This window comes from Myxococcus sp. SDU36 (assembly GCF_030168875.1).
Classification (GTDB): domain Bacteria; phylum Myxococcota; class Myxococcia; order Myxococcales; family Myxococcaceae; genus Myxococcus; species Myxococcus vastator.
In genome coordinates, this window is sequence record NZ_CP077414.1 from 1,878,667 (window position 1) to 1,905,257 (window position 26,591).

Annotated in this window: 22 protein-coding genes and 1 pseudogene; 11 read left to right on the forward strand and 12 right to left on the reverse strand. The window is 68.7% G+C overall.

The genetic code is table 11. The features are described from left to right. Positions 1-144: 144 nt before the first annotated feature. Genes KGD87_RS07565 through KGD87_RS07575 form a run of 3 tightly spaced genes read left to right on the forward strand, consistent with a single transcriptional unit; the run spans position 145 to position 2,276 of the window. The gene (locus KGD87_RS07565; protein WP_284666803.1) at positions 145-1,143 is read left to right on the forward strand and encodes a polyprenyl synthetase family protein; all 999 of its coding nucleotides are present in this window, start codon (positions 145-147) and stop codon (positions 1,141-1,143) included. Further along, positions 1,140-1,736, forward strand: a complete 597-nt coding sequence (locus KGD87_RS07570) for a GbsR/MarR family transcriptional regulator (RefSeq protein WP_284666804.1) — start codon at positions 1,140-1,142, stop codon at positions 1,734-1,736. The genes KGD87_RS07565 and KGD87_RS07570 overlap by 4 nt, the downstream gene beginning before the upstream one ends. An 18-nt stretch (positions 1,737-1,754) precedes the next feature. Next, complete coding sequence (locus KGD87_RS07575) at positions 1,755-2,276, forward strand: gamma-glutamylcyclotransferase (RefSeq protein ID WP_284666805.1); 522 nt, start codon at positions 1,755-1,757, stop codon at positions 2,274-2,276. A gap of 204 nt (positions 2,277-2,480) precedes the next feature. Here KGD87_RS07575 and KGD87_RS07580 read toward each other — a convergent pair whose 3' ends face one another. Continuing rightward, the gene (locus KGD87_RS07580; protein ID WP_163782062.1) at positions 2,481-2,690 is read right to left on the reverse strand and encodes a hypothetical protein; all 210 of its coding nucleotides are present in this window, start codon (positions 2,688-2,690) and stop codon (positions 2,481-2,483) included. 718 nt (positions 2,691-3,408) lie between these two features. On the opposite strand from KGD87_RS07580, the gene KGD87_RS07585 reads away from it, so the two are divergent. Further along, positions 3,409-4,575, forward strand: coding sequence for a M12 family metallopeptidase (locus KGD87_RS07585; protein ID WP_284666806.1), 1,167 nt, complete (start codon positions 3,409-3,411; stop codon positions 4,573-4,575). 24 nt (positions 4,576-4,599) lie between these two features. Here the strand turns inward: KGD87_RS07585 and glgB are convergent, their stop codons facing one another. Genes glgB through KGD87_RS07605 form a run of 4 tightly spaced genes read right to left on the reverse strand, consistent with a single transcriptional unit; the run spans position 4,600 to position 11,800 of the window. Next, positions 4,600-6,804 (reverse strand): 1,4-alpha-glucan branching protein GlgB, encoded by a 2,205-nt coding sequence (gene glgB / locus KGD87_RS07590; RefSeq protein WP_284666807.1) that lies wholly within the window; start codon positions 6,802-6,804, stop codon positions 4,600-4,602. Beyond that, positions 6,801-8,135 carry a phosphotransferase gene (locus KGD87_RS07595; protein WP_284666808.1) on the reverse strand — a complete coding sequence of 445 codons (1,335 nt, stop codon included), beginning with the start codon at positions 8,133-8,135 and terminating at the stop codon, positions 6,801-6,803. The genes glgB and KGD87_RS07595 overlap by 4 nt, the downstream gene beginning before the upstream one ends. Continuing rightward, positions 8,132-9,787: a maltose alpha-D-glucosyltransferase gene (gene treS, locus KGD87_RS07600; RefSeq protein WP_284666809.1), complete on the reverse strand. Its 1,656-nt coding sequence runs from the start codon at positions 9,785-9,787 to the stop codon at positions 8,132-8,134. The genes KGD87_RS07595 and treS overlap by 4 nt, the downstream gene beginning before the upstream one ends. Positions 9,788-9,802: 15 nt before the next feature. Further along, positions 9,803-11,800: an alpha-1,4-glucan--maltose-1-phosphate maltosyltransferase gene (locus KGD87_RS07605; RefSeq protein ID WP_284666810.1), complete on the reverse strand. Its 1,998-nt coding sequence runs from the start codon at positions 11,798-11,800 to the stop codon at positions 9,803-9,805. 220 nt (positions 11,801-12,020) lie between these two features. On the opposite strand from KGD87_RS07605, the gene KGD87_RS07610 reads away from it, so the two are divergent. Then, positions 12,021-12,620 (forward strand): sigma-70 family RNA polymerase sigma factor, encoded by a 600-nt coding sequence (locus KGD87_RS07610; RefSeq protein WP_284666811.1) that lies wholly within the window; start codon positions 12,021-12,023, stop codon positions 12,618-12,620. Between the two features lie 7 nt (positions 12,621-12,627). Here KGD87_RS07610 and KGD87_RS07615 read toward each other — a convergent pair whose 3' ends face one another. The 3 genes and pseudogenes from KGD87_RS07615 to istA all read right to left on the reverse strand — a co-directional run bounded on the left by KGD87_RS07615 (position 12,628) and on the right by istA (position 15,730). Continuing rightward, positions 12,628-13,185, reverse strand: coding sequence for a pentapeptide repeat-containing protein (locus KGD87_RS07615; RefSeq protein WP_284668597.1), 558 nt, complete (start codon positions 13,183-13,185; stop codon positions 12,628-12,630). A 516-nt stretch (positions 13,186-13,701) separates the two neighbouring features. Then, the gene (gene istB, locus KGD87_RS07620) at positions 13,702-14,490 is read right to left on the reverse strand and encodes an IS21-like element helper ATPase IstB (protein ID WP_284664148.1); all 789 of its coding nucleotides are present in this window, start codon (positions 14,488-14,490) and stop codon (positions 13,702-13,704) included. Then, positions 14,487-15,730, reverse strand: a pseudogene (istA, locus tag KGD87_RS07625) (IS21 family transposase). The gene istB and the pseudogene istA overlap by 4 nt, the downstream one beginning before the upstream one ends. 276 nt (positions 15,731-16,006) lie before the next feature. Between istA and KGD87_RS07630 the strand changes: the two are divergent. Together KGD87_RS07630 and KGD87_RS07635 are read left to right on the forward strand one after the other, a co-directional pair. Beyond that, positions 16,007-16,378: a hypothetical protein gene (locus KGD87_RS07630; RefSeq protein WP_284666812.1), complete on the forward strand. Its 372-nt coding sequence runs from the start codon at positions 16,007-16,009 to the stop codon at positions 16,376-16,378. Positions 16,379-16,382: 4 nt separating this feature from the next. After that, complete coding sequence (locus tag KGD87_RS07635) at positions 16,383-16,850, forward strand: SMI1/KNR4 family protein (RefSeq protein WP_284666813.1); 468 nt, start codon at positions 16,383-16,385, stop codon at positions 16,848-16,850. A gap of 130 nt (positions 16,851-16,980) precedes the next feature. On the opposite strand, the gene KGD87_RS07640 is transcribed toward KGD87_RS07635, so the two are convergent. Then, positions 16,981-17,337, reverse strand: coding sequence for a hypothetical protein (locus KGD87_RS07640; protein ID WP_284666814.1), 357 nt, complete (start codon positions 17,335-17,337; stop codon positions 16,981-16,983). A 193-nt stretch (positions 17,338-17,530) separates the two neighbouring features. Here KGD87_RS07640 and KGD87_RS07645 point away from each other — a divergent pair, with 193 nt between their 5' ends. Both KGD87_RS07645 and KGD87_RS07650 read left to right on the forward strand, forming a co-directional pair. Then, a complete protein-coding gene (locus KGD87_RS07645; RefSeq protein ID WP_284666815.1) occupies positions 17,531-18,229 on the forward strand; it encodes a hypothetical protein in 699 nt (232 codons plus the stop codon). 11 nt (positions 18,230-18,240) lie between these two features. Further along, on the forward strand, positions 18,241-19,170 hold the full coding sequence (locus KGD87_RS07650; protein ID WP_284666816.1) for a hypothetical protein: 930 nt from the start codon (positions 18,241-18,243) through the stop codon (positions 19,168-19,170). Here the strand turns inward: KGD87_RS07650 and KGD87_RS07655 are convergent. The 3 genes from KGD87_RS07655 to KGD87_RS07665 all read right to left on the reverse strand — a co-directional run bounded on the left by KGD87_RS07655 (position 19,164) and on the right by KGD87_RS07665 (position 22,347). Then, positions 19,164-19,733 (reverse strand): ester cyclase, encoded by a 570-nt coding sequence (locus tag KGD87_RS07655; RefSeq protein WP_284666817.1) that lies wholly within the window; start codon positions 19,731-19,733, stop codon positions 19,164-19,166. The genes KGD87_RS07650 and KGD87_RS07655 overlap by 7 nt on opposite strands. Positions 19,734-19,906: 173 nt before the next feature. Next, the gene (locus tag KGD87_RS07660; RefSeq protein ID WP_284666818.1) at positions 19,907-20,827 is read right to left on the reverse strand and encodes a DUF4382 domain-containing protein; all 921 of its coding nucleotides are present in this window, start codon (positions 20,825-20,827) and stop codon (positions 19,907-19,909) included. 134 nt (positions 20,828-20,961) lie between these two features. Continuing rightward, on the reverse strand, positions 20,962-22,347 hold the full coding sequence (locus KGD87_RS07665) for a sigma 54-interacting transcriptional regulator (protein ID WP_284666819.1): 1,386 nt from the start codon (positions 22,345-22,347) through the stop codon (positions 20,962-20,964). 88 nt (positions 22,348-22,435) lie between these two features. On the opposite strand from KGD87_RS07665, the gene KGD87_RS07670 reads away from it, so the two are divergent. Next, positions 22,436-24,316, forward strand: a complete 1,881-nt coding sequence (locus KGD87_RS07670; RefSeq protein ID WP_284666820.1) for a serine/threonine-protein kinase — start codon at positions 22,436-22,438, stop codon at positions 24,314-24,316. Between the two features lie 76 nt (positions 24,317-24,392). After that, a complete protein-coding gene (locus KGD87_RS07675) occupies positions 24,393-26,546 on the forward strand; it encodes an alpha-amylase family glycosyl hydrolase (protein WP_284666821.1) in 2,154 nt (717 codons plus the stop codon). Positions 26,547-26,591: the final 45 nt, after the last annotated feature.

Here is a 26,591-nt window from a genome sequence, read left to right on the forward strand (position 1 = left end):
GTGCCCGGCCGCCCTCCAGGCGGGAGCGGCGAGGCTGTCCCACATGCTCCGGCACCCGTTCGCGTCCGGCTGCTGAGCGGCGCTGGAATCAGGTGCAGTTCAAGCGGTCTTGAACTATATGAACGGAGGAGGAGACGGCGCACTATGGATCTGGCTCGGGAGCTGACGGACTTTCTGGGGGCGGTGGAGCAGCGGCTTGGCAGCACCCTGGTGGATGGCGATGCCGGTCCGGACGTGAAGGGCGACACGCTGATGGAGGCGGCCCGCCACCTCTGTCTGGGCAGCGGCAGCAAGCGCGCGCGCCCCATGCTGACGCGGCTGTTCGGCGGCGCGGTGGGGGTCGCGGCGGAGCGGCTGGTGGACGTGGCCGTGGCCGCGGAGCTGATCCATTCCGCCAGCTTGCTGCACGACGACGTGGTGGACGCGGGCATGTTCCGCCGAGGCCGGCCCACGGTGAACGCGCGCTGGGGCAACATCGTCGCGGTGATGAGCGGCGACCTCATCCTGTCCACGGGCCTGCACCAGTTGTCCCTGCTGGACGCGCGGCTGACGCGCAGCGCGCTGTCGATCGTCTCCGAGATGACCCGCGCGGCCATCGCCGAGGTGGAGGCCCGCGGCGACCTGGACCTGCCGCTCAACCGGCTGCGCTTCATCGCCGAGGGCAAGACGGGCTCGCTGTTTGGCTGGTGTGGCAACGCGGCGGCGACGCTGGCGGAGCACCCCGAGGCGGTGGAGCGCTTCGACGGCTTCGGGCGTCACCTGGGCGTGGCGTTCCAGATCGCCGACGACATCCGCGACATCCTGGGCACGGACGTGGGCAAGCCGCGTTACGCGGACGTGCACTCGCGCACGCCGTCCATGCCCATCCTCCTGGCGGTGTCCAAGGATGAGTCGCTGCGGCGCAAGCTGAAGGACGCGTGGGCGTTCTCGGCCATCACGCCGGAGCGCACGAAGGAGATTGGCGCGGCCATTGAAGCCACGGGCGCGGTGGACGCCTCCATGGCGCGGATGAACGTCGAAATCGAGGCGGCGCTCGACAAGCTGGGCCACTTCGCCAAGGAGCCCGCGGGCGCGGAGCTGGTGAGCTGGGCGCGGCGGCTGTCGGCCGGCATCGCGGAGCAAGTCCAGGGGCGCGCTGCATGAAAGGCTACCTGTGGACGGGGGGACCCGGTAGCTCTGCCTCGGAGGCGCCGCAAGTGGAAGGCCGGCTGGCGCCCTGGGAAGCCATCGCGGTGGACGCGGTGGGCAACGTCATTGAGTTCTGGGGGTTCAAGCGCAACCAGGGCCGGGTCTGGGCCCTGCTGTACCTGCGCGGCGAGCCCCTGACCGCGGGTGAAATCGAGCGGGAGCTGGACCTGTCCAAGGGCGGGGTCTCCATGCTGCTGCGCGATCTGGAGCGCTGGGGCGTCATCCAGCGCGTGCGCCTGCCCCAGGACACCGTCTGGCGCTACGGGGCGGAGAACGACCTGGTCCGGATGGTGACGCACGTCATCGAGGAGCGCGAGGCGGGCTTCGTCGCGCGCATCCGCGCCGACCTGGCGGAGGCCCGGCGGCTGGCCGAGACGCAGGATGGGCTGTCCCCGGACCGGCTCCAGCGGCTGGAGAAGATGGCCACGCTGGCCGAGCACGTGGAGCGCGCGCTGCGGCTGTTCATCAAGACGTCCCGGCTGGACGTGTCCGGTGTGCTGTCCGTGTTCCGGGACGAGGCCACCGGGTCGCGCCGGGGCTCGAAGTAGCCAGGAGGAGGCTCGGACATGGATTCGCACTACGATCAGGTGATGAAGGCGCGTGCGGGCGCGGACCCGTCGGCCACGCGCCTGTACTTCGCGTACTCGACCATCCTGGACCGCGCCGCGTTCGAGGAGTGGCGCTCACAGCACAGCTACGACTTCTTCGAGCTGCCCGAAGGGCGGCTGGCCGAGGCCCTGGATGTGGACCTGGTCTATGACTTCCCGTCGCGCTGGTGGGGCGGGCGTGTCGCGGGGCTGACGGACTCCGCGGGCCAGAAGGTGTACGGCCGCCTGTTCGAGATTCGCGGCCAGGACTGGCCCATCATCCAGCACAAGGAAGGCTTCGTGACGAGCATGTGCGTGGAGCGGCCGGTGCGCGTGCGGGTGGACGGTCAGGAGCTGGCGGCCACGGCCTTCGTCACGAATCCAAGGCGTGCGTCGGCGGAGGGCACCATCAGCCCCCGCTTCGTGGACGCACTGGTGCGTGGGGCCCAGTCCGCGGGCCTGCCGGCGGACTACGTGGAGCGGCTGAAGCGCGGCGAGTAGCCGACGCGGGCATTCCGTAAGCCCCCGGACAGAACGCGGCGGGGTGCCTTCCCTCCGCGCCGGGAGTGCGCAGCTTGGGCCGCGCGTATGTTCTTCTTCTTTTCGAACCGGCTCGGCTGTATCGGCAGCATCCTGGTGTCCGTCGCCCTGAGCGCGGTGCTCTACTTCCTGTTCATGCGCTGAGGCCGGTCCCCTGGGCTCGGCTCACGGCTTGCCGTGCCACAGGTCGTCCGAGTCCTCGGCGTCCAGTGGATGGATGGTGATCTCGCGCCCGTCCTTGTCGGGCGTGCTGCGCACCGCCTCCGTCTCGTCCGGCGTTCGAGGCGCCCGCTCCGAGAAGCTGTCGTTCTGGAGGTGGCGCTGACGCTGCTCACTGGTCCCGCCGTACCCCTCGCTGATCTTCTTCTTCGTCATCCCCGTCCTCCTGGTGCGTCGATCGCCCAGGAGTAGGCTGGGGTCGAATGAAGGAGGGAGCAAGCGGCGTTGCCTGCTCGCCTGGTGTGCGGGCGGCGTGTCGGGATTTGATGGGCAATGCCTACATGTTCAAATGTACAGGCACTCCGGCGCTGCTGATCGGAGTCGGCCACCTGTCCGGATGTTCAGCTTGGCGCGCGGCACTTGGTCGGACCATGCCTACATGAACGAATTATCAGGCGTTTTCGTCCGCATCTGTGCGCTCATTGCCGCACCTCGTGCCGATCTCCGCCTGTGACTGATTTCATGTTTAGTGGTTCGAGCACTGCCTGAAACGCTCGTGCCTACATGATATAATGTTCAGTGTCGTCGCCACCCTGGGGCTGTCTGGATGTTCAGTGATTTTCACTGTCCTCAATGGCGGTGCATGTGTATTTTATTGTCTGTCATTGATGCTTGTCTTTGCGCGCCATTGTTTGTTGTTGCTCGATGCTGAAAGGCATTGAGGGGCTCGCTGGAGCGCATGCTGATTCACGCGTGGGGCGGTGGCTGCTCCGGCCGAACGTCGCTTCGCGGAGCGGGGGGAAATCACATTGTCGGGTGAACCCATGCCACTGGGAGGGCAACCATGGCGAAGACGAACGACACCAGGCGACGAGGCGGGCGGAGCAGGGGGCGGACGGCACGCACGGAAGCGGAGCCTCAACGGAGCCAGGAGGTGGATCGCAAGCAGGGCCGCAAGTCCGTGGGGCGCGCCGCGGCCTCGGGACGGCGGGGCACGGCCGTCGCCGTCGCCCCCGAGTTCGCGCACTGCGCCTTGAAGCAGGAACCCGAACGCGTGCTGCCCGCGGACCTCAATCCGCACCGGGTGCATCTGATCCGGGTGAACGAGAAGAAGTGGGCCAACGGCACCGTGCTGCACTACTACTTCTTCGACCGGTCCACGGATGGGGAGAACGTTCGGCTCCAGGATGGCGGCACGCAATGGATACCGTGGACCACGACGGATGCGGAGAAGGACGTCGTGCGCGAGGCCTTCCGCCGATGGAAACAGGTGGGCATCGGCCTGGAATTCGAAGAGGTGAAGTCCCGGAGCGAGGCGGAGCTTCGCATCGGCTTCATGCGCGATGACGGTGCCTGGTCCTTTGTCGGGCGCGACGTCCTCCGGCATGGCCCGGACGAGCGGACCATGAACTTCGGTTGGGACTTGACCGAGAGCAGCCGGGAGCTCGACACCGCCATCCATGAGATAGGTCACTCGCTGGGCTTCCCGCACGAGCACCAGAATCCCAACGCCGGCATCGTGTGGGACGAGGAGGCCGTCTATGCGGCGCTCGCGAAGCCGCCCAACCGCTGGAGCCGGCAGACGACCTTCTTCAACATCATCCGGCAGTTGGACCCCACCTCGGTGGAGGGCTCCACCTGGGATCCAGACTCCGTGATGCACTATCCCTTCGGCCCCGGCCTCATCAAGGAGCCCAGGCCCTACTTCGACAAGGGCCTGCATCCGAAGGGCGGCATCTCCGACCGGGATGGGGAGTGGGTGAAGCGCCTCTATCCGCCCATCGCGGAGAAGGACCTCACGCCGCTCCAGCCCTTCCAGTCCGTGGCCCTGGCGCTCAAGCCGGGCCAGCAGCGCAACTTCACCTTCACCGCGCCGGAGACGCGCGAGTTCGAGCTGCGGACCTTCGGCACGTCGGACACGGTGATGGTGCTCTTCGACAACACCCGAGGCGCCTACCAGTTCCTGACGGGCGCCGACGACAGCGGCCAGGACGTCAACGCGTCCCTGAAGCTCAAGCTCTTTCAGGGACGCGAGTACGTGGTTCGCGTCCGGATGTTCTACGAGGAGCGGGCAGGGGAGTCCGCGGTGATGCTGTGGTGAGCGCCCCCGCGGCAAGGCCCTGGCTCAGCCCGGCGTGAACCACAACACGGACAACGGGGGCAGGGTGAGGGTGGCCGAAGCCGGCTGGCCATCCCAGCCCGTGGGCTCGGTGTGAATCTGCCCCATGTTGCCCAGGTTGGAGCCGCCGTACTGCTCGGCGTCCGTGTTGATGAGCTCCACGTAGCGGCCTTCCAGCGGGAAGCCCACGCGGTAGTCCTCCCGCACCGTCGGAGACAGGTTGGCGATACATACCACGTGCCGTCCTGGCTGACGCGCGCGCCGGACGAAGGCGAACACGTTGTACGCGGCCGAGTCTGGCTGGAGCCACTGGAAGCCCACGGGCTCTCCGTCCGCGTCGTGAAGCGCGGGCATGTCCCGGTAGATGCGGTTCAGGTCGGAGACGAGCTGGAGGATGCCGTGGTGTCCCGGGTCGTGCGTCAGGTGCCAGTCCAGGCTCTTGTCGTGGTTCCACTCCGCGGGCTGGCCGAACTCGCCGCCCATGAAGACGAGCTTCTTGCCCGGGTGCGCCCACATCCACGCGAACAGGGAGCGCAGGTTGGCGCGCTTCTGCCACGGGTCGCCCGGCATGCGCCCGTACAGGCTGCCCTTGCCGTGCACCACCTCGTCATGGCTCAGCGGCAGCATGAACTGCTCGCTGAACGCGTACAGCAGGCCGAAGGTGAGCTGGTTGTGGTGGTACTGCCGGTAGATGGGGTCCTTGGAGAAGTACGACAGCGTGTCGTGCATCCACCCCATGTTCCACTTGTAGTCGAACCCCAGGCCGCCTTCGGACACCGGCGCGGACACCTTGGGCCAGGCCGTGGACTCCTCGGCGATGACGACGACGCCCGGGTGCTTGCGGTGGACCGTTTCGTTCAGCTCGCGCAGGAACTGGATGGCCTCTTCGTTCTCCCGGCCGCCCCAGCGGTTGGGAATCCATTCGCCCTGCTTGCGGCTGTAGTCGAGGTAGAGCATCGACGCCACCGCGTCCACGCGCAGTCCGTCGATGTGGTACTCCTCAATCCAGAACAGCGCGTTGGCGATGAGGAAGTTGCGCACCTCGTTGCGGCCGAAGTTGAAGACCAGCGTGCCCCAGTCCGGCTGCGCGCCCTTGCGCGGGTCGGCATGCTCATACAGCGCCGTGCCGTCGAACTGTCCCAGCGCGTGCAGGTCGCGCGGGAAGTGTCCGGGCACCCAGTCCACGAGCACACCAATGCCTTCCTGGTGCATGTGGTCGATGAAGAAGCGCAAGTCATCCGGGTGGCCGAAGCGCGCCGTGGGGGCGTAGTAGCCACCGACCTGGTAGCCCCAGGAGCCCCCGTAGGGGTGCTCGGCCACGGGGAGCAGCTCGATGTGGGTGAAGCCGGTGAACTTGATGTACTCGGCCAGCGCGGGGGCCAGCTCCCGGTACGTCATGGGCCGGTCGCCGTCCTCCACCACCCGGCGCCAACTGCCCAGGTGGACCTCGTACACGCTCCACGGCTGGTGATGGACGTCCCGCCGCCGCGCGCGTTGCTCCAGCCACGCCGCGTCGCCCCAGGTGTAGCGCGCCAGGTCGTGCACCACGGAGGCCGTGGCGGGGGGGACCTCGGTGCGGAAGGCGAACGGGTCCGCCTTGAGGACGTTGGGGCCGCCCTGGCCGGGGCGGATCTCGAACTTGTACCGGGTGCCTTCGCCCACCTCGGGAACGAAGAGCTCCCAGATGCCGGAGGAGCCCATGCGGCGCATGGCGTGCAGCCGGCCGTCCCAGCCGTTGAAGTCACCGACGACGGACACGCCCGCCGCCGTGGGGGCCCACACCGCGAACGAGGTGCCGCGCACGCCGTTGTGGTGCAGCAGGTGCGCGCCCATGCGCTCCCAGAGGCGCTCGTGGCGGCCTTCACCGGCGTAGTACAGGTCCATCTCCCCCAGGGTGGGGAGGAAGCTGTATGGATCTCGGAGCGTGAAGACGCGCTTGCCGGGGTACTCCACCTCCAGCAGGTAGTTGAACGTCTGGTCCTTGCCGTTGAGGCGGGCCTCGTGGACGCCGCCCAGGCGGTGCGTCATCGCGACGCGACCGCCGGACTCCGGCAGCACGTGGATGGCCACAGCGTCCGGGCGGAAGGCGCGAATCACCACGCCATCCCCATCCGGGTGGATGCCAAGGACGGAGTGGGGCTCCGGATGCCGCAACTCCACGACGCGCTGAAGCTCCGCGTCGACCTGGGCCTTGTCGGCTGGCTTCCTCACTTGGATGCCTCCATGCGCAAGAGGGCCTGGACGGGGATGCGCACCCAGTCGGGCCGGTTCTGCATTTCGTATCGCACTTCGTAGAGGAGCTTCTCCAACTCGAACGCGCGCAGCATGACGTCGAAGGCGCCCTCGTCCGTGGGCAGGAAGGCCGCGCCGCGCGTCACCTGCCGGTAGCCCTCCACGAAGGCGTCGCGGATGGTGTTGATTCGCTCGTGGGGCGTGCCACCCTCCAGCGCCACCGTCGCCTCCGCGTAGTCGAACGAGCGGATCATCCCCGCCACGTCGCGCAGCGCGCTGTACTTCTCCCGGCGGGCGGTGAAGGAGCGCGCGGGCTCGCCCTCGAAGTCGAAGAGGAGCCACTGGTCCTTGGCGCGCAGCACCTGCCCCAGGTGGAGGTCGCCGTGGATGCGAATCTTCTGGCCGGAGGGCGACACCTGCGCCAGGCGCCTGGCGTACTCGATGAGGTCCTCGCGCCGGTTCTCCAGCTCTGGGTTCTGCCGGCTGGCGTCCGCCAGCGTCACGCCCAGCTCCCCGACGATGGAGGCGCTCCAGCGCTGGAGGTCCTCTTGCAGCAGCGGCTCCGGCGTGAAGGCCGGCTCTTCGTCGGTCGCCGAGGCGAGCGCCAGGTGGAGTTCGCCCAGCCGCGCGCCCAGGTCGCGCATCTCCGACTGGAAGCGCTCACCCACGGCGCGCTCCTGACGCAGCCGGTCCAGCGTGTACTTCCAGCCGTCCGTCGCATCCGGCACGAAGCGGTGGGCCACCGCGAGCGTCGCGCCCGCCGCCCCTTCCAACTGCAGCGCGCCCAGCAGCGTGGGCGTGGCACGGAACGACGTCCGGGTCGCGAGGAAGCGGCCCACCTCGTGCTCCGGATTCACGCCGGCTTCCAGCTTGCGGATGATCTTCAGGATGACCTGCTCACCCAGCACCACCGAGGTGTTGCTCTGCTCCACCTGCAGCCGTCGCACCGCTGGTGACGCGGGGAGGGCGAGCAGGCCGTCCTGACCGCCAATCCATTCGCCTTGCACGCGGCCGGACGCGGACGCCACCTGGCCTCCGGTCCGGATGAGGTCGAAGAGGCCGCGCAGGCATTCGTCGCTCTCCAGCGCGTCCCGCACGCCCTCCGAGGAGGGATGCACGGGCAGCAGGTAGCGCTCCGGGCTGCCCAGCTCGTAGATGACCTCCACCACGGCGAGGCTGAAGGAGCAGCCGCCCGATTCGATGGTGGCGTGGTCCATCACCGTGACGTGCTTGATGGGCCACGCCTTGCCGCTGAACCAGCGCTGGTGCTTGAGGTAGTCCGGGAGCTTGGTCAAATCCAGGGTCGTCATTCAAGGCTCCTCACCTGCTGCGGCCTGTCCAGCCGGAACCACAGGAACATGTAGGGGCCCATGGAGAGCTGATACGGCAGCTCACCCACCCGCGGGAAAGGCGTCTCTCCAATCAACTCCACCGGCACCGCGCCCTCCCAATCCCGCATGTCGAGCACCGCGGGCTGCGCGAAGCGCGACAGGTTGCACACCACGAGGACCGTCTGGCCCTCCCATTCACGGATGAAGGCCAGCACCTTGCGATTGTCCGTCTGGAGGAAGCGCAGGTTCCCCAAGGAGAAGACGGGGTAGCGCTGGCGGATGCGAATCATCCGCTTCACCCAGTGCAGGAGGCTGGACTTCACCCGATCCTGGGCCTCCACGTTGATGGACTGGTAGCCGTACACCGGGTCGGCGATGACGGGCGCGTACAGGCGTGCGTAGTCCGCGCGGCTGAAGCCCGCGTTGCGGTCTCCCGTCCATTGCATGGGCGTGCGCACGCCGTTGCGGTCGCCCAGGTAGATGTTGTCGCCCATGCCAATCTCGTCGCCGTAGTAGAGGACGGGCGTGCCGGGCAGGGTGAAGAGCAGGCTGTGCATCAGCTCGATGCGCCGGCGGCCGTTGTCCATCAGCGGCGCCAGCCGGCGGCGGATGCCCAGGTTGATGCGCATGCGTGGGTCGGTGGCGTACTCCCGGTACATGTAGTCCCGGTCCTCGTCCGTCACCATCTCCAGCGTCAGCTCGTCATGGTTGCGCAGGAAGATGGCCCACTGGCAGTTGTCCGGGATGTCCGGCGTCTGCTGCATGATCTCGACGATGGGCGTGCGGTCCTCGCGGCGCACCGCCATGAAGAGGCGGGGCATCACCGGGAAGTGGAAGCCCATGTGGAACTCGTCGCCGTCGCCGAAGTACACGCGCACGTCGGCCGGCCACTGGTTCGCCTCCGCCAGCAGCATCTTCCCCTGGTACTCCGCGTCGATGGTCTTCCGCAGGCGCTTGAGGAAGGCGTGCGTCTCCGGGAGGTTCTCGCAGTTGGTGCCTTCGCGCTCGAAGAGGTAGGGCACGGCGTCGCAGCGGAACCCGTCCACGCCCATGTTGAGCCAGAAGCGCATGACGTCCAGCATGGCCTCCTGCACTTCGGGGTTGTCGTAGTTGAGGTCCGGCTGGTGGCTGAAGAAGCGGTGCCAGAAGTACTGCTTGGCCACCGGGTCCCACGTCCAGTTGGAGCGCTCCGTGTCCAGGAAGATGATGCGCGCGCCCTTGTACCGCTCGTCGGTGTCGCTCCAGACGTACCAGTCGCGCTTGGGGCTGTTGGGGTCGCTTCGCGCTTCCTGGAACCAGGGGTGCTGGTCACTGGTGTGGTTCACCACCAGCTCGGTGATGACGCGGATGTCGCGCTTGTGCGCCTCATCCACCAGCCGCTGGAAGTCCGCGAGCGTGCCGTAGTCCGGGTGGACGCCGTAGAAGTCCGCGATGTCGTAGCCGTCATCGCGCAGCGGAGAGGGGTAGTGGGGCAGCAGCCAGAGGCAGTTGATGCCCAGGTCCTGAAGGTACGGGAGCTTCTCTATCAGGCCGGGGATGTCCCCGTGGCCGTCACCGTTGGAGTCATGGAAGGCACGAAGGTGCAGCTCGTAGATGAGAGCCTTCTTGTACCAGAGGGGATCCAGGTCCATACGCCTCTCGGGGTGTCACTCGTAGTAGTCGAACGCGTTTTCGGTGCGGCGGAACCGGTGAACGGCCCAGAGGGCCGCGGGCTGCTCGGGCGTCAGGCGCACCTGTACGTCGGGACCCTGCCACAGCGAGCGCTGATCCGACATCAACTCATGCACCTGATACGTTTCGTCGGGGCGCGCGCCCAGCCACTCCATCGGTACGTGCAGCAGCGCCTCCTGGACGTCATACGGGTCCAGGCTCACCGCCATCAGCACGATGCTGCCGCCGTCGGGCGTGCGCTTGCCGTAGAAGAGGACGCGGTCGTTGTCCGACGAGAAGAAGCGCAGCGTCCCGTACTGGTGCAGCGCGGGGTGCGTGCGGCGCGCGGCGTTGAGGCGCGCAATCCAGTCCCGGATGTTGCCGGGCCGGTCCCAATCCCATGCGACGAGCTGGTACTTCTCCGAATCGGTGTACTCCTCCTTGCCCGGGATGGGGCGGCCTTCGCACAGCTCGTAGCCGCAGTACATGCCCCACACCGAGGAGAGCGTGCCGGCCAGCGCCGCGCGCAGGCGGAAGGCGCCGGGCCCCGCGTTCTGGAGGAACTCCGGGAGGATGTCCGGCGTGTTGGGCCAGAGGTTGCCGCGGAAGTAGTCGGACACCGGCGGCTGGGTGAGCTCCTCCACGTACTCCTGGAGTTCGCCCTTGAAGTTGCGCCAGGTGAAGTAGGTGTACGACTGGGTGAAGCCCACCTTGCCCAGGGCCTTCATCACCTTGGGCCGGGTGAAGGCCTCGGACAGGAAGAGGACCTGGGGGTGGGCCTCCTGCACGCGGCGGATGAGCCAGGCCCAGAACTGCGTGGGCTTGGTGTGGGGGTTGTCCACGCGGAACGTGTTCACCCCTTGCTTCACCCAGTGGAGGACGACGGATTCCAGCTCCGCCCAGAGCGACTCACGGGCGGGGCCCATCCAGTCGAAGTTGACGATGTCCTCGTAGCGCTTGGGCGGGTTCTCCGCCGTCTTGATGGTGCCGTCCGGCCGGTGCTGGAACCACTCCGGATGCTCCTTCACATAGGGGTGGTCCGGCGAGCACTGGAAGGCCAGGTCCAGCGCCACCTCGATGCCGTGCGCCTGCGCCGTCTCCACGAAGTGCCGGAAGTCCTCCAGCGTCCCCAGCTTCGGGTGCACGGCCTTGTGGCCTCCCTCCGAGGCGCCAATGGCCCAGGGGCTGCCCACGTCGTCGGCCGCCGCGGTGAGGCTGTTGTTCTTGCCCTTGCGCGCCGTGCGGCCAATGGGGTGGATGGGCGGGAGGTAGACGGTGTCGAAGCCGAGCTGCTGGATGTACGGCAGCCAGGCCTCCGCGTCCCGGAAGGTGGCGTGGGTGACGCCGTCGCGCAGCGCCGAGCGCGGGAAGAACTCGTACCAGGCGCTGAAGCGGGCCTTCTCCCGGTCCGCGAAGACCTCCAACACCTTGTCGTAGCGGCCGGCCAGCGAGCGGTCCGGATGAGACGCGGCCACGTCGGCCAGCTCGGGGGCCAGAGCCACGGCGAGGAGGTCCGGGGAGGGGGCCTGTCGCAGCCGGACGGCCGCTTCGGTCAGCACCCGCGCGTCGTCCAACTGCTTCGTCGTGCGGGCTCGGGCGGCGGCGCCTTCCAGCAGGGCGGCGCCTTCCAGCAGCTCGCTGCGCACGTCGCGGCCCGCGTCGACCTTGCGCTTCAGCTCGGACGTCCAGGTCCGGAAGAGGTCTGGCCAGGCTTCTATCGTGTACTCGTAGCGGCCGTTCCGCGTCAGGGGGAAGTCGCCTTCCCACCGGTCATTGCCGAGGAAGTGCATGGGCACTTCCGCCCAGTCGGTCTGCTGGGGTTTGGGGGTCACCTGGCGCCAGCGGATGACGGCGACGAGGACGTCATGGCCTTCCTTGAAGACATCGGCCTTGACGGTGCACCGCTCTCCCACGACGCGCTTCACGGCGTGGCGTCCCGCGTCCAGCTCGGGGCTGACTCCCTCGATGAATACGCTTCCGAGTCGTTCAGTCATGGTGGCTGGCGGCCCTTATAGGTCTTGGGTGGTGATGGCCTCGCGGCGAATCGCGATTGTCGTCGATGCTGGACGGCTTCCGTGCCGGCCGCGTTGGCTCGTCAACGTTAAGGATGGGGGCGGGCACTGCCCACCCTGGAAGGCACAGCGCGCCCGGGCGCCCGCCTGCCGATACTTGAAGCTGGGAACTGCCCTGCTGGTTGAGCTATCCGGGACGAACATGGCGCCTCCTTCCTCCGCTGTGCTCCGAGCAAGCGACCCAGCGCTGGACCTGGCCCTGCTCCGGCAGGTCGCCCTGGGAAGTCCGCAGGCCATGCGCGACGTCTACACGCGCTGTGGCGGACGGTGCTTCGCCATCGCGTTGCGGTTGCTACCAAACCACGCCGACGCGGAGGAGGTGTTGCAGGAAACCTTCCTGGAGGTCTGGCGGCGCGCCCGAGAGTTCAATCCAGAACGCGGCGGCCTGGAGGCCTGGGTGACGACGATCGTGCGCACGCGCGCCATCGACCGGCTGCGGGCGCAGGGTACTGCGGCCCGCATGGTGGAAGGGGCCGCGCGGCAGGAGCCTCCGGTCAGCGCCGCGCCCGCCGCGCCGGACGAAGCGGCCAGCCAAGGGGAGGCTCGTGCCCGTGTGGTGGCCGCGTTGGCCCAGCTCCCGCCGGAGCAGCGCGAGGTGGTGGCGCTGGCCTACCTCGAAGGCCTCTCCCAGCGGGAGATTGCCGAGCGCACCGGCGACCCGTTGGGCACGGTGAAGACGCGCGCGCGGCTCGCGTTGGAGAAGCTGGGGACGCTCTTGGAGGTGCTGCGTCCCCACGCCTGAGGTTCCCTCAACGGCCCTTCTTGCGCTCCGTCTTCGCCGTCGGGCCCTCACCGTAGCCGGGCACCACGAGCCCGAGCGTCTGGACGAAGTTGACCGCGGCCTCCACGGGGATGCGCGTGGCCTTCACCCGGTTGCGCGCGGGGTCGATGAACACGCCCTTCGCGGTCCCGAAGTCCGCCTTCGTGAGCGTGCAGCCTCGGAAGTTGCTGCCGGTGATGTCCGACTCGCTGAAGTCCGACTCGGACAGGTCCGTGTCGATGAAGTTCATCTCCAGCGCCGCGCAGCGCAGGAAGGCCGTCTTCCGCAGGCTGAGCCCCGCGAAGGTGCAGTAGCGCAGGTTGGAGCCGTCGAAGGTGACTTCGGGGAAGGTGCCCACGTCGCTCCAGTCGATGCCCATCAGCTTGGAGCTTTCGAACCGCACGTCCCGCAGGGACGTCTCCGTGAACCGCGCGCGCGTGAGGTCGCAGCCGGTGAAGACGCAGGTCTCCATCCGGGTCCTCGTCCAGCGGCTCTCCTGCAGGGTGCAGTCGCGGAAGGTGCAGCGGTAGAACTCCTTTCCGCCCAGGTCCGCCTCCTAGAGGTTCAGGTCGGCGAAGGTCTCGTTCTCGAAGCTGTCTTCTTCATGGAGGCGCTGGGAGGACATGGCGGGCCCGTCACTAACGCCAGAGGGCGTTCGCGGGCCAAGGCATTTCGTACGGGCCCATTCGAAGATGCCCCATGTCGGGATAGACAACTCAAGCCATATCGTGCTTACGCCGCGCACCATGCCAAGACTGATAGTCAGTACTTCTCGGGCGTGCTGCCTCGCGGCCCTGGTGGCACTCCTCTTCACTGCGTGTGCCGAAACGCCACTCCCTCGCACGGCCAACGCTATCCGGAAGTGGGTCGGGCCACCTGTTGTCAGGCGACAGGAACTTTTGACCCCCTTACGTCACTAAAACTGCCCCCCTCCCCGGGCCCAGTTGGACTGCGCCGTGATGCTACGTCGTTTCCCTGCGTGCGTCCGCCGGAGCGCGCCCTCGCTGCTTCTCAAGCGAGGGCGCGCGCAGGCCACGTCCGAGGCACTGCGCTCGTGCTCGACTCAGCCGTCGTTGCCAGGCGGCGCGCTGCGGCCCAGCAGCCCCGCCTTGCGCTTCTGGCGTAGCCGGTAGCTGTCGCCCTGGATGAGCACCGTGTGGCTGTGGTGCAGCAGTCGGTCGAGGATGGCGGCGGCCAGCACGTCGTCGCCGAAGACGCCGCCCCACTGGCCCACCAACTGGTTGGTGGTAATCAGCAGGCTGCCCTTCTCGTAGCGTCGCGCCACCAGTTGGAAGAAGAGGTGCGCGCTCCTCTTCTCGAAGGGCAGGTAGCCCAGCTCGTCGATGATGAGCAGCTTGGGCTTGGCGAAGTAGTTGAGCTTGTCCTTGAGGGCCCCTTCGCTCTCGGCCTTGGCCAGCGCCGCCAGCAGCGCCGTCGCGCTGGTGAAGAGGACCGAGTGCCCGGCCTCCACTGCCGCCCGTCCCAGTCCAATCGCCAGGTGCGTCTTGCCCACGCCCGGCGGGCCGAAGAGCAGCACATTCTCCGCCTGCGCGATGAAGCGTCCAGTGGCCAGCTCCCGCACCAGCTTGTTGTCCACCGAGGGCTGCGCCTTGAAGTCGAAGTCCTCCAGCGTCTTCACCGCGGGGAAGTGGGCGATGGTGATTCCCATGCTCACGCGCTTCTTCTGCTTGGCGCCTATCTCCTCGCGCAGCAGCGCGTCGAGGAAGTCCAGGTAGGTGGGCTCGGTGCGGGCCGCCTCCGACAGCAGCGCGTCGAGCCGCTCGGCCAGGTGGCCCAGGCGCAGCCGGCCCAGGTGCTCCCGTACGCGCGCGTGGACCAGGTCGTGGCTCATGCGGCACCTCGCTTCGAGTCCTGCTCCACGACGGCGGCGTAGTCCTCCAGCGAGCGCCCGAGGCCTGTCAGCGACGAGTCCTTCTCGGAGCGTTCCTCGTCACGCGGACGCCACAGCCCCTCCCAATGCGCCGGGTCGACGACGCGCGCGTGCGGCTGCCGATGGCGAGCGTGCGTGGCCACCAGCGCACCGGCGTGGAAGATGCGCACCTCGTCGTCCCCACCTGCACCTCGACATTCTCACGCACCAGCCGGTGCGGCACGCTGTAGCGCACTGTGTCCACGTCCACGAGCGCGTCGTTGGCCACCTTGCGCTTGAGCCGCTGGTGACGGCGCGGCAGCACTCGCAGGGGCAGCGGGCGCAGGGCGGCCTTCTCCTCGCGCTCGAAGCGCTCCAGGGGCGGCTCGTGCGTGGTGCCGTGCACGCGCTCATCCGCCTCGCCCATCCACTGCGCCAGGTGGGCCTCCATCGCACCGAAGGCCTCGAAGTCCCGGCCCGCCAGCGCGTTGCGCTTGACGTACTTGACGCCCGACTCCGTCTTGCCCTTGGTGCGAGCGCGGTAGGGCCCGCACGCCTTGGGCGTCACGTCCCAGTCCCGGCAGAACTGCACCCAGGCCGGGTGGAAGCGCACGGTGCCCGCCTGCCGGTTGTTCTCTTCCACCAGGGGCCGGGCGTTGTCCGAGAGCACCTCCAGCGGCACGCCCCCGAAGTGCACGAAGGCCGCGGCCACGCCCTCGCGCCAGTCGTCCCCGCGCTGGTTGAGGAAGGCTCGCACGAACAAGCGCCTGGAGAACGAGAGCACCGCCACCAGCAGGAAGACCTTCACCACCTGCCCGCCCAGCCGCACCTTCTTCTCGCCGAAGTCCACCTGCATCTGCTGCCCTGGCTTCGTCTCGAACCGCACCGTCGCCGTCTGAGCTGCGTGCACCTGGCGCCGCCTCTTCTCCACCGCGCGTTGCACGGTGCGCACGCTGGCCTCCACTCCCTCCTGCGCCAGCAGCGCCTTGACGACAACGGCGTTACCTTCAGCAGCCGAATCCCAGAGTTCCACCGCGCGCTGCTGCTCGCTCTCGGTGAGCCGCCGGGCCTTCGGTCGGACCTGCGTGTCGGCCGCACTCCCCGCACGCAGGTAGCGCCGCACCGTGTTGCGCGCCACGCCCACCTCACGCGCGATGCGCTTGGCGCCCCAGCCCGCCTCCGCCAGCACGCGCACCTGCCGCACCACTTCCTGCTCGACCATCGACTCCTCCGCTGTCGAGCGGAGGGCTACTACTGCTGTCCCTTCCATTGCTGCCTACCTCCCTGGTTTGCAGGCCCGGAGAGGGGGTCAGTTTTAGTGGCACGAGGGGGTCAATTTTGCTGTCGCTCTACACCTGTCACTGTGCCTGGGGGCGGCCAGTTCCGAACCGTCATCTACTACGGGCCGTGGCAGTGCAGCCGCCAACTCATGGACTACTGCGCAAACAAGTGCTCTGGGAGCGGCCACGCTCTCCAGGGCTGCATGTGGCTCGCGGACGTGAAAATGGACTTCCAGGGCACCGTCATGAGGGCCGGAAGCCGCTTTGGAATGACCCACTGTTGTTGCAACTACGGCACGCTCAGCCCTGACCAGACCGCCGCAGCCCGTAGCCGCTGGAGCAACGCCCGCCCAGGGTTCCGGGAAGCGTGGGGAAACCGCTTGGGCGCATGGCCCACGGAGCCCAGCGGCCGGCTCTATGAAGGTCATCACGTTCGAGACCTCTGGCGCGGCGGCAATCCCACCGACTGGGACAACATCATTCCGTTCCCCAAGGATCTGCACACGGATCTCTTCGACCTCTATAACGAGTGCTATGCCAACGCCCCTCCTTGGACACAGGTGGGCGTGGATTACCCCTACGGAGAGTAGCCCGATGCAAATGCCTGCTTTGCTCGAAGAGGTGTCCCGCGCTCACCACGCGCGGCCCCCTGCTACGCCAGCTCAAATCGAAGCGTTCGAGCAAAGCGTTGGATGGCGCCTGGACCCAGACCTTCGCGCTTTCTACCTGCACTGTGATGGAGCGGACCTCTTCGGGACCGTTGACCCCGCCTTCTCCTTCTTCCCGCTCGCGGAGATTCGCCGCGCGCGAGTGACCATGCGGAAGAAGGACACGGACACGGCCGGTCCCGCCTCTTGGTATGCCCTCTGCGACGTGCGGGACAGCAACTACGCCCTGCTCGACGTGAGTCACCAGTTGGACGGCCGTTACCCCATTCGCGACGGCTACAACGAAGCGTTCCCAGACCCGGCCTACTGCCGCCAAATCGCGCGCTCCTTCTCGGAGTTTCTGGCTGGCGCGCTACGCTCCAACGGACGTTGGTTCTGGCTGCCAGAGCAATAAGGGGCGCGGCGCCAGGTTAGCGCCGCCTCCCGCCGCCGCACTCAGGTGCCACTGTCACCAGTTCCAGGCATCCGCTCCTTTCGCGATTGCGCTCGGGCTTTCGCGGGCCAAGGCATTTCGCTCCGGGCATCTATCCATGACGCACGGTGAAGGCCGCCAGCATGGGCCCGGCCAGGCGGGTGTTCGCGGGAGACGTCGGCCCTCCTGCGGGGAGCTGCGTGAGGAGCGCTTCCAGCGCGGGCTTCATCTCCTCGAAGGCGGCGGTGGCCGCCGCCGCGTTGTCGAAGAAGCGGTGGTAGAGGAGCCAGCCGGTGACGGAGCAGGCAATGGCGTGGAAGGATCGGGTGTCGTCCAACTCGTAGGTGAGCCGCGCCAGCCCGCCGAAGTCCTCATCCCGCGCGATGGTGCCGCCCTGGGTCCCCATCCACCCGATGGAGCCCCCGTCTTCATACGGCCGCCACGCCGCGTCTTCCACACGTCCCACCATCCACCCCTTGCGAGGAAACCGGCGCCATCATGCGCGGCCCGGGGCGGACGCTCCAGGACTCCGAGGCCTCCGCTTCGTCGAGCGGTGGACGTCGGACCGGCGCCGCGGAGGTAGGGAAGGGGAGCACGCCGCTGTTCGCGGAACAGTTGACGCGGGACGGTTTGTGCCCGGCGAGGCGTCGTCCTAACCTGCCATGTCCATGAAGGCGATCCTCGTCTCCCTTTTCCTGTTGGGCTCGGCGCCGGAGTCCAGCGCGCCAGCGATTCCGCCCGAAGCGCTCGCGGCGCCCCCTGTCGCGGATGAGTCCCCCACCGCCTGGTCCTGCACCGTGGACACCCTGCGTGCTGGGAAGGAATGCGTGTTCGAGGCGGACCTGTCCGCGGGCTCGCCCAGCGATTCGCAGGACGCGTCCAACAAGAGGCTCCTCCAGGACGTGAGCCGCGCGCTGTGCACGGAGGCGGTGGGCAACATCCGCGAGGGCCGCCCGGACGCGACGCTCACCGCGCTCTGCGAGCGGCGCTACATCACCGCCGTGGACCAGTGCGGCCTGGAGGGCACGTCGTTCGTCGTGGACGCCAAGGGCCGCTTCGCTCCCGGCGCTCGCTCCTGCTACCGCGCGCTGGCCAACGTCCTTCAAGAGGTGCAGTTCATGGCCACGGTGGCCTCGCCGTGCTGCGAGTGCGCCGCCCGCGCCAACTGCCCGGGCACCGCGGACCGCTGCTATGCGGAGGTCGCCCAGCAGGCCACCGCGCCCCAGACGCAGGCGTGCCTGAGTGACAGGTGCGCGGATGCGTGCGCCGTCGTGCTTCCAGTGCCTCGCTCCGGTGCGCACCCCGCGCCCACCGTCCAGCAGCGCAGCCGTTCCACCAGCCCTGGCTCCGCTTCCCTCTAGGGGTTCCGCCCATGCGCCGTCCTTCCTGGAAGCTGTCCACCTGGGCCCTGCTGGGCTCGTTCGCCGCCGGCTGCGGCGCCTCGCATTCCCATGTGACGTGGTCGGAGGACGCGCCCAACCCGAGGGAAGAGGTGTTCGTCGCCAGGCCTCCGCCGGAGTCGCCCGCGCCCAGCCCCACCGAGGACCCCAAGGCCTTCGCCGCCCGGTACGCCAACCCGGCCGTGTGTGAAGCCGCCGCGCGACGACTCCAGGGCGCTTCACGGGATGAGGCGTGGGATGGCCTGAAGGCCTGCATCGAGCATACGCCCTTCACCCAGCTCAACGCGCTGCTGGGCCGCGCCTGGGCGCAGGAGCTGAGCGTCCGTCCCGAAGGCGCGAAGCTCATCGCCCGCGTGGTGGCCCAGCGCGGCGGCAGCGTGACGGGGGAGCTGCGCTACCTCCAGGAGAAGCAGATCCCCATCTTCTCGCTGGCCTCCGCCATGGACCGGCCGGACACGTACAAGGGCCGCTACGTGCTGCTGCGCGCGCAGGTCGCGGATCAGCGCTCGGAAGGTGCGCGCCCCACGGTGTGGCTGGTGGAGCAGGCCCTCAGCTCCGTCCAGACGGACGAGGTCGTGGGCTATGGCGAGCGCATCGACTCTGTCACCGCGTACTCGGGTGACGTGGGCGGGCGCGGCGCGGCGAGCACGGCCGAGCGCTCTGGCCGCGGCACCACGCGGCGCTTCGTGGAGAACATCTCCGACGAGACGGGCCGCGAGGCGCTCGGCCGGCTGGCCAGCGCCGACCCGTTCCTGGAGACCCGGCGCGACTACGTCATCCTCGCGCGCTTCGACGGCGTCCGCCTCACGTCGGGCGGCGCGGAGACGGATGACGAGGCGCCGCGCATCCCGGTGCTGACCATCGTCAGCTACCACGCGCCGCAGGCGCTCGTCGTCTACTGAGCGGCCTTCGACGCGGGCTCGTCGCTGAAGGACGGCGGCGGGGTCTGCGTCAGGGCCGGGGCGGGCTGACCGCTGGACATCGCGAGGAGTCCCTTGAAGCACCGGACGGCGAGGAGCCAGTTCTTCGGGCGCTTCAAGTCGAGCCCACCGACGAGCTGCTTGAGGATGCTGAGCGTGTCGAAATAGACGCGCTCGCAGACCAGCGTCCCGGCTTCATCGAAGATGAAGAACCCCGTCATCCTCACCCGGAACCGGTTGCCCGTCGGCGGTATCGCGCCCAGGGGGCCCAGGTGGGTCCCCATCAGCCAGAACTCCACGATGACGGCGTCATCGCTGTGGCGTAGCGAGATGATTTCGTGGGCCTGGTCCGGGAAGGCGATGCGGGTGTCGCGGTAGTACGTGCGCACCGTGCTGTCGCCATCGTGCACCGTCAGGGTGGGGACCAGCTCGTAGTGCGGGTGCGGGAACGTCGACAGGACGGCGTCCCAGTCCTGCCGGACCTCGTCATGGAAGTGGGCCAATACGAGCTTCTGACGCGCCTGGCGGACCTGTTCGGTGAGCACGCTTGCCTCTTCGCGGCGAGGTGGATTCACCGAGCGTACCTGTGACCGGATTTCCTGCGAAAGCCTTGATGACGCAGAAAAAAACGAGGCGCCGGGGAACTCACCCCGACGCCTCGCCATGGGGACCGACCCCGCGCCAGTCCCCATAAAACCGTGTGCAGGTCGCGCCCGCGCTACTGCTGGGTCGCGCTCGTAATTGTGAAGTGATGCGTCACGTCGCGGCCCGAACCCACTTCCACCGTCGCTGGGTGCTCAGGCGCGGTGGAGGCGCTGACGGAGGCGGGCGGCTCGAGCTGCACCGTGAAGGTGCCCGGGATGAGGAACTTGAAGACCGCCTCATAGGTGCCGTCGCCGTCCGTGTCGGTCAGCGCCAGCCGCTCACGGCTGCCCGCCTCGTTCGTCATCACCGCGTTGAAGTCGCCCAGCGTCACCTGGCGGCCGTCCACCACGGGCAGCGCCACCGTGGCGGCCGTGTCCGCCGTCACGCGGATGCTGCCGGAGGCCGTCACCTCGGCGGACTTGATGACGGGACGCATCACCCACTTGCCTGAGTTGCCCGCCTCCTTGCCAAAGCTCTGACCGACGTCGAAGTCCACGAGCAGCACCTTCTGCTCGCCTTCGATGGTCAGCTTCTCAGAGAACTTCACCTTCAGCCCGGACGCGCCATAGCTGGGCATGTGGAGCTGGCCACCCACCTGCGTGCCCGCGGGCAGGCCGGCGTAGTCGGCAGACGACGCGAACACGGTCGACGAGCCGTCCTCATTCGCCACTTCGATGTAGCCACCGGTGATGACGAAGCGAAGCTCGGAGTAGTCCCCATTGGGGACCACGGCTTCGGAGACCAGCTCGGACGTCGAATTGGCGAGCTCCAGGAGGTTCACGGTGGCGGGCGAATCGCGCAGCACCACGCGGCCCCCTTCTCCGTCGTCGCCGCCCTGGAGGTAGATTTCGGAGATGGTGACGACAGCGGTGCGGATGTCGTCACCCGGCGCGTCGGTCAGCAGCAGGGTGACCTTGCCCTCATTGCCGCCACACGCCATCAGGGGAAGCAGGGCGATGGGCAGCAGGGCCAACAAGCGCGATCGAAGAGTCATGGTCGGCACGTCCCGAAAGGGGCCCGCCGGAATGCCGGGCCGTTCGATACGTCATGACCCGGCCCGGAGACATCCGGCCACGCGAACCTGCACACGTCACCGCGAAAGCAGGGGGCCCGGAGGCCCACACCCACTTACGCAGGCGACGTGTCCAGACCGTGTTTGCGCAGCAGCTTGCGCAGGTACACGCGGTCGATGCCCGCCTCGCGGGCCGCGCGGGACACGTTGCCCTCGCAGCGGTCGATGAGGGCGCGCAGGTAGTCGCGCTCGAAACCTTCGATGATGCGGTCCTTGGCTTCCTTGAAGGGGAGGTCCAGGGAGATGGGGCGCGTGCTCTCCGGGTCATCCGAAGGCGGAGGCAGGGTGGTGGGGTCCTCGGCGTGGGAAGGCAGGTCCGGGAGGTCCGGCAGGGCCTCGTCACCCAGGTTCACCACCCGGTCCACCACGTTGCGCAGCTCGCGGACGTTGCCCGGCCACGGGTACTGCGCGAGCAGGGCGCGCGTCTGGTCCGACAGCGCGCTGGGAGGACGCCCCATGCGTTGCAGCACCGTGTCGACGAGCAGCGGCACGTCCTCCAGCCGCTCCCGCAGCGGCGGAAGGCCGACGCGGAGCACCGCGAGCCGGTGGAAGAGGTCGCCGCGGAAGCGCCCGGTCTGCACCGAGCCCTCCAGGTCCTGGTGCGTGGCCGCGACGACGCGCACGTCGACGGTGCGGTAGTCGTTGGAGCCCACGCGCTTCACCTGCCGGCGCTCCAGCGCGCGCAGCAGCCGGGGCTGGACTTCCAGCGGCAGCTCGCCGACCTCGTCCAGGAACAGCGTGCCGCCGTGGGCGCGCTCGAAGGCGCCCGCGCGGTCGGCGTGCGCGCCCGTGAAGGCGCCCTTCACGTGGCCGAAGAGCTCGCTCTCCAGCAGCGCGGGCGCGATGCCCGCCAGGTCGGCGATGACGAAAGGCCCCCGGGCCCGAGGGCTGTGCGTGTGGATGGCCTCCGCGCACAGCTCCTTGCCCGTGCCCGTCTCGCCCTGGATGAGCACGTCCGACTCACCCGCGGACAGCCGCTCCAGCAACGTGAAGAGCTCCCGCATGCGGCGGCTGTTGCCCACCAGCGAGCCGAAGGCGCTGCGCGCGGACAGGGGGCGCGCCCGGGGCCGCTCGCTCTCCGGCATCAGCTTCAGCTCGGTGGTGCCCAGCTTGAGCACCGCGCCGGTGCGCACCTCCAGCTCCTGGAAGCGCATGCCTTCGCAGAAGGAGCCATTGCGCGAGCCCGGATCCACCGCGCGCACGCCGCTCTCGTTCACCTCGAGGAGGAGGTGCTGCCGCGACACCGCCCGGTCCGAGAGGAGAATGTCCGCATCCCTGCCCGAACCCACGCGATAGCGTCCGGGCATCAGCGGCCAGTCGCGGCCAGCGTCCGGACCCGACAACACCACCAGCCGGGTACGTACCCTTTGGACGCGAATGGCCGGCAACGCATCGGTGCGGACCAGCTCGTCGTCCCCGTCCTCATCTCCCAGACTCGCCACGGCGCGGACGATATCACAGCCGCCTTGCGGGGTTGGCCTCCGCATTCCCGGGTTATGCGGTAAACTTTGAAAGGGGGTGTCAGCCGCGATGGCAAGTGCGCCGCGAGAACGATTCGGCCGGTATGAGCTTCAAGAGCGGGTGGGCCATGGCGGCATGGCGGAGACGTGGCGCGCCCGGCTCCGGGGCGCGGCGGGCGTCACCAAGTCCGTGCTCATCAAGAAGGTGCTCCCGGAGTACGCCAACGACGAAGCCTTCGTGTCCATGTTCATCAGCGAGGCGCGCATCTCCGCCACGCTGTCGCACGGGGCCATCGCCCAGGTCTTCGACTTCGGGAAGGTGGACGGGCAGTACTTCCTGGCCATGGAGCTGGTGGAAGGCCAGCCGCTGAACCGCATCATGAAGCGGGCGCTGCGCTCCGGCTTCCACTCCCTGCCGGTGCCCATCGCCGTCTTCATCGCCATGGAGATGTGCCGCGGCCTGCACTACGCCCACACGCGCGGTGACGAGAAGGGCGAGCCGCTGGGCATCGTCCACCGGGACATCTCTCCCGACAACGTCCTCATCGGCTACGAGGGACAGGTCAAGATCGTCGACTTCGGCATCGCCAAGGCGCGCTCCCTGCGCAGCTTCAACACCGAGCCCGGCGTGGTGAAGGGGAAGTACCTGTTCTTCTCGCCGGAGCAGGCGCGGGGCGAAGCGGTGGATGCCCGAACGGACGTCTGGGCCACCGGCGTGGTGCTGTTCCAGATGCTCTGCGGCCGGCTGCCCTTGGAGGGCCAGGTCCACACGGTGTTGCAGCGGTTGAACAACGGCCAGCCGCTGCCGTCGGCGCGACAGGTGCGGTCCGACATCCCCGTGGCGCTGGACTCCATCCTCCGGCGGGCGCTCGCGCTCCGGAAGGATTCCCGTTTCGAGTCCGCCCACGCGCTCGGGGATGCCCTGGCCGGGTTTCTCTATTCGTCCACCCCGCGCTTCTCGCCCATGTCCGTGGCGTACCTGCTGCGGGAGCTGTTCCGCCCCGACCTGGAGGCGCTGGGGGTGGATGCCCGCGTGCCGGTCGCCTTCGCGGAGGAGATGTCCATCTGGCGCGAGGCGCCCCCGCTGCCAGCGCCCACGCAGCACGGCGTGCCAGCGCTGGACCTGGAGCCGGACTTCCGCACCGAGGAGAGCGGGCCGGTCGAGGTGGACGACGCGGAGCAGGAGGCGCCCGCGCCGCGTGTGACGCGGGTGGGCCTGTTCGCCGAAAGCAGCCGGAGCTCCCAGTGGGTGGCCGGGGTCGGCCTGGTGGCGGCCGCGGTGCTCGCCGTCGTGGCGGTGACGCGGGTGGGGTCCGACTTGCTGGCCGCCGCCAAGGAGGACGCGCGCCTGCCCGGGCCGCCCGTGGCGCAGCGGATCGTGCCTCCCGCCGCACCCGCCACCCCCCCGGTCGCGGCAGCGGCGCCTTCGCGGGCCTCCGAGGCCGGGGGCGAGAACGCGGATGACGAAGAGGTGTCGGGAAACGCCGACACGCCGGAGGCCTCAGCCGAGGCCGCGGCCGGGCGCTCCGGCGTGGCGCGGCCGGTCTCCGGAGCGCGGAGCGGCAAGGTCGTTCCCGCGGCTGGCACGGGCGCACGAGGACCGACGCGGCAGGCCCAGGCGGCGCGGCTGGGCGAGGCGGGCAACGCCCTGGCGGCGTCGACGGTGACGGCGGGGCCCGCGTCCAGGGTGCTCACCGCCGGGCGAGCCCTCCAGCGCGAGGGGAAGTACACGGCCGCACGGAACTCCGCCCGCGAGTGTGCCCGGCTCGAGCCCGGCAACGCCGAGTGCTACCTGCTGCTGGGGGCCGTGGAGGTGAAGCTGGGGCGAGTCGAGGCGGGGGCTCGCAACTACCACCGCTTCCTGGAGCTGGCCCCTTCGGACCATCCGCTCGCGAGCACCGTCCTGCGCACCCTGCAGGAATACGAAGCCCGCCACCCCGAGCGTCCATGATTCGACGCAATGAGTCATCCGGTTGCGCGCCGGGGGCTTGGAAAAGCGAGCGAGCCTCCCGTAGAACGGGGCTCGCATGACGCACCTCCGCTTTCCTCGACTCCTGACGCTCCCTGCGCTGCTGACGGCGGCCGCATGTGGTGAGTCTGACTCCATCCCTGTCCGGACCTGTGACGTGACGCTGACCTACGCACCGCAGCAGTCCGTCGCGGGCGACGTTCAGGTCATGGGGGAGTGGAACAACTTCGCCTCCCTGCCTCAGGCCATGACCGACCGGGGCGACGGCGTGTTCACGCTCCGCCTGGAGGGGCTGGAGCCGCGCGACTACGGCTACCGCTTCGTGCTGGGCGACAAGGAGCAGCTGGACCCGGAGAACCCGTACTCGCGCTGGGTTCGCGCGGAGGAGTATTCGCGCCTCACCGTGCCGGACTGCCGCCAGCCCGTGCTGGAGCTGAACCGCTTCACGGTGACGCCCGAGGGCGCGCTGGACGTGGCCGTCTCCTACCTCGACGGGACCGACAAGGCCGGCCCGGCGGGTGAGGGCCTGGTGCTGACGCTGGACGGGACGCCCCGGCCGGACGCCTATGACGCCGCCACCGGCCGCTTCAGTCTGAAGGTGCAGGGCCTGGAGCAGGGCAAGCACCACGTGAAGGTGGTGGCCCGGGACAGCCAGGGCCGCGAGGCGGAGCCGCTCTACCTGCCGTTCTGGGTGGAGCCGGAGCGCTTCCGCTGGGAGTCGGGGCTGATGTACTTCGCGTTCACCGACCGCTTCAACAACGCCCGGCCGGAGAACGACGGCCCGGTGGCGGACGTGGACCCCATCGCCAACTACCTGGGCGGTGACTTCGCGGGCATCACCCAGAAGCTGGAAGAGGGCTACTTCGACGCGCTGGGCGTGCGCACGCTCTGGATTTCGCCGGTGGACCAGAACCCGGAAGGGCGCTTCATCGGCACCGGCGGCAAGTACTACACGGGCTACCACGGCTACTGGCCGTCGAAGCCGCGCGAGACGCAGCACCGCTTCGGCTCGCTGGAGGAGCTGCGCGCCCTCACCCAGGCCGCGCACAAGCGGGGCATCCGCGTCATCGCCGACCTGGTGCTCAACCACGTCCACCAGGAGCACCCCTACTGGACGAACCACGGCCAGGACGGCTGGTTCAATACGTCCGCCAGCTGCGTGTGCGGCTCGCAGGACTGCGACTGGGAGGCCCAGCGCCTCATCTGCAAGTTCACGGACTACCTGCCGGACTTCAACTGGCGCTCCACGGACTTCGTGGACCAGTTCGCCGCGGACACGCTGTGGTGGCTGGAGCAGGCGGACTTCGACGGCTTCCGCCTGGACGCGGTGAAGCACATGGAGCAGGTGGCCGGGCGCACCATCCGCGGGAAGCTGAAGGACATCACCGCGATGACGGGCACCGAGTTCTACCTGGTGGGCGAGACGTTCGTCGGCGCGGACGGCCGTTCGCAGATTGCCCGCTACATCAGCCCGCGGGAGCTGGACGGGCAGTTCGACTTCCCCCTGTACTGGCCGTTGCGCGAGGCCTTCGCGGACGGCCAGGGCCTGCAGCGCGTGGACGACGCGGTGCGCGCCAACGAGGTCTTCTACGCGCCGGGGACGCTCAACTCGCCGTTCCTGGGCAACCACGACGTCGCGCGCTTCATCTCCCAGGCCGCGGGGCAGCTGCAAGGGGAGGGGAGCGACCCCTTCGGCCCCAACCGCCCGTCCACGGTGGTGACGGACCCGACCGCCTTCGAGAAGATGAAGTACGGCTTCACCTTCGTGCTGACGCAGCCGGGCGTGCCGCTGGTGTACTACGGCGACGAGGTCGGCCTGCCGGGCGCGGGGGATCCGGACAACCGCCGCTTCATGCGCTTCGGCGGCACGCTGGCGCCGATGGAGCAGGAGCTGCTCGGCTTCGTGCAGAAGCTGGGGCAGGCGCGCCTGGCGCACGCGGCGCTGCAGACGGGCGCGCGGCGGACCCTGCGCGTGGAGAACGACCTCTACGTGTTCCAGCGGGATCTTCCGGACGGGCGGGGCGCGCTGGTGGCCATCAACCGTGGCGCCGTGGAGCGCTCACTGGTGCTGGAGCTGATGGGGAGCCTGGCCGCGAGCAGCGACACCTACGTGGACATCTTCACGGGGCAGACGCTGCAGCTCGCTGGCACGGAGACGGTGCTCGTCGTCCCGCCGCGCGGCGTCGCTGTCTACGTGCCCCACCAGGAGTAGCGGCGCGGAGATGTTCCGGTGGAGGGGTGGGCCGTCCCCCTTCCG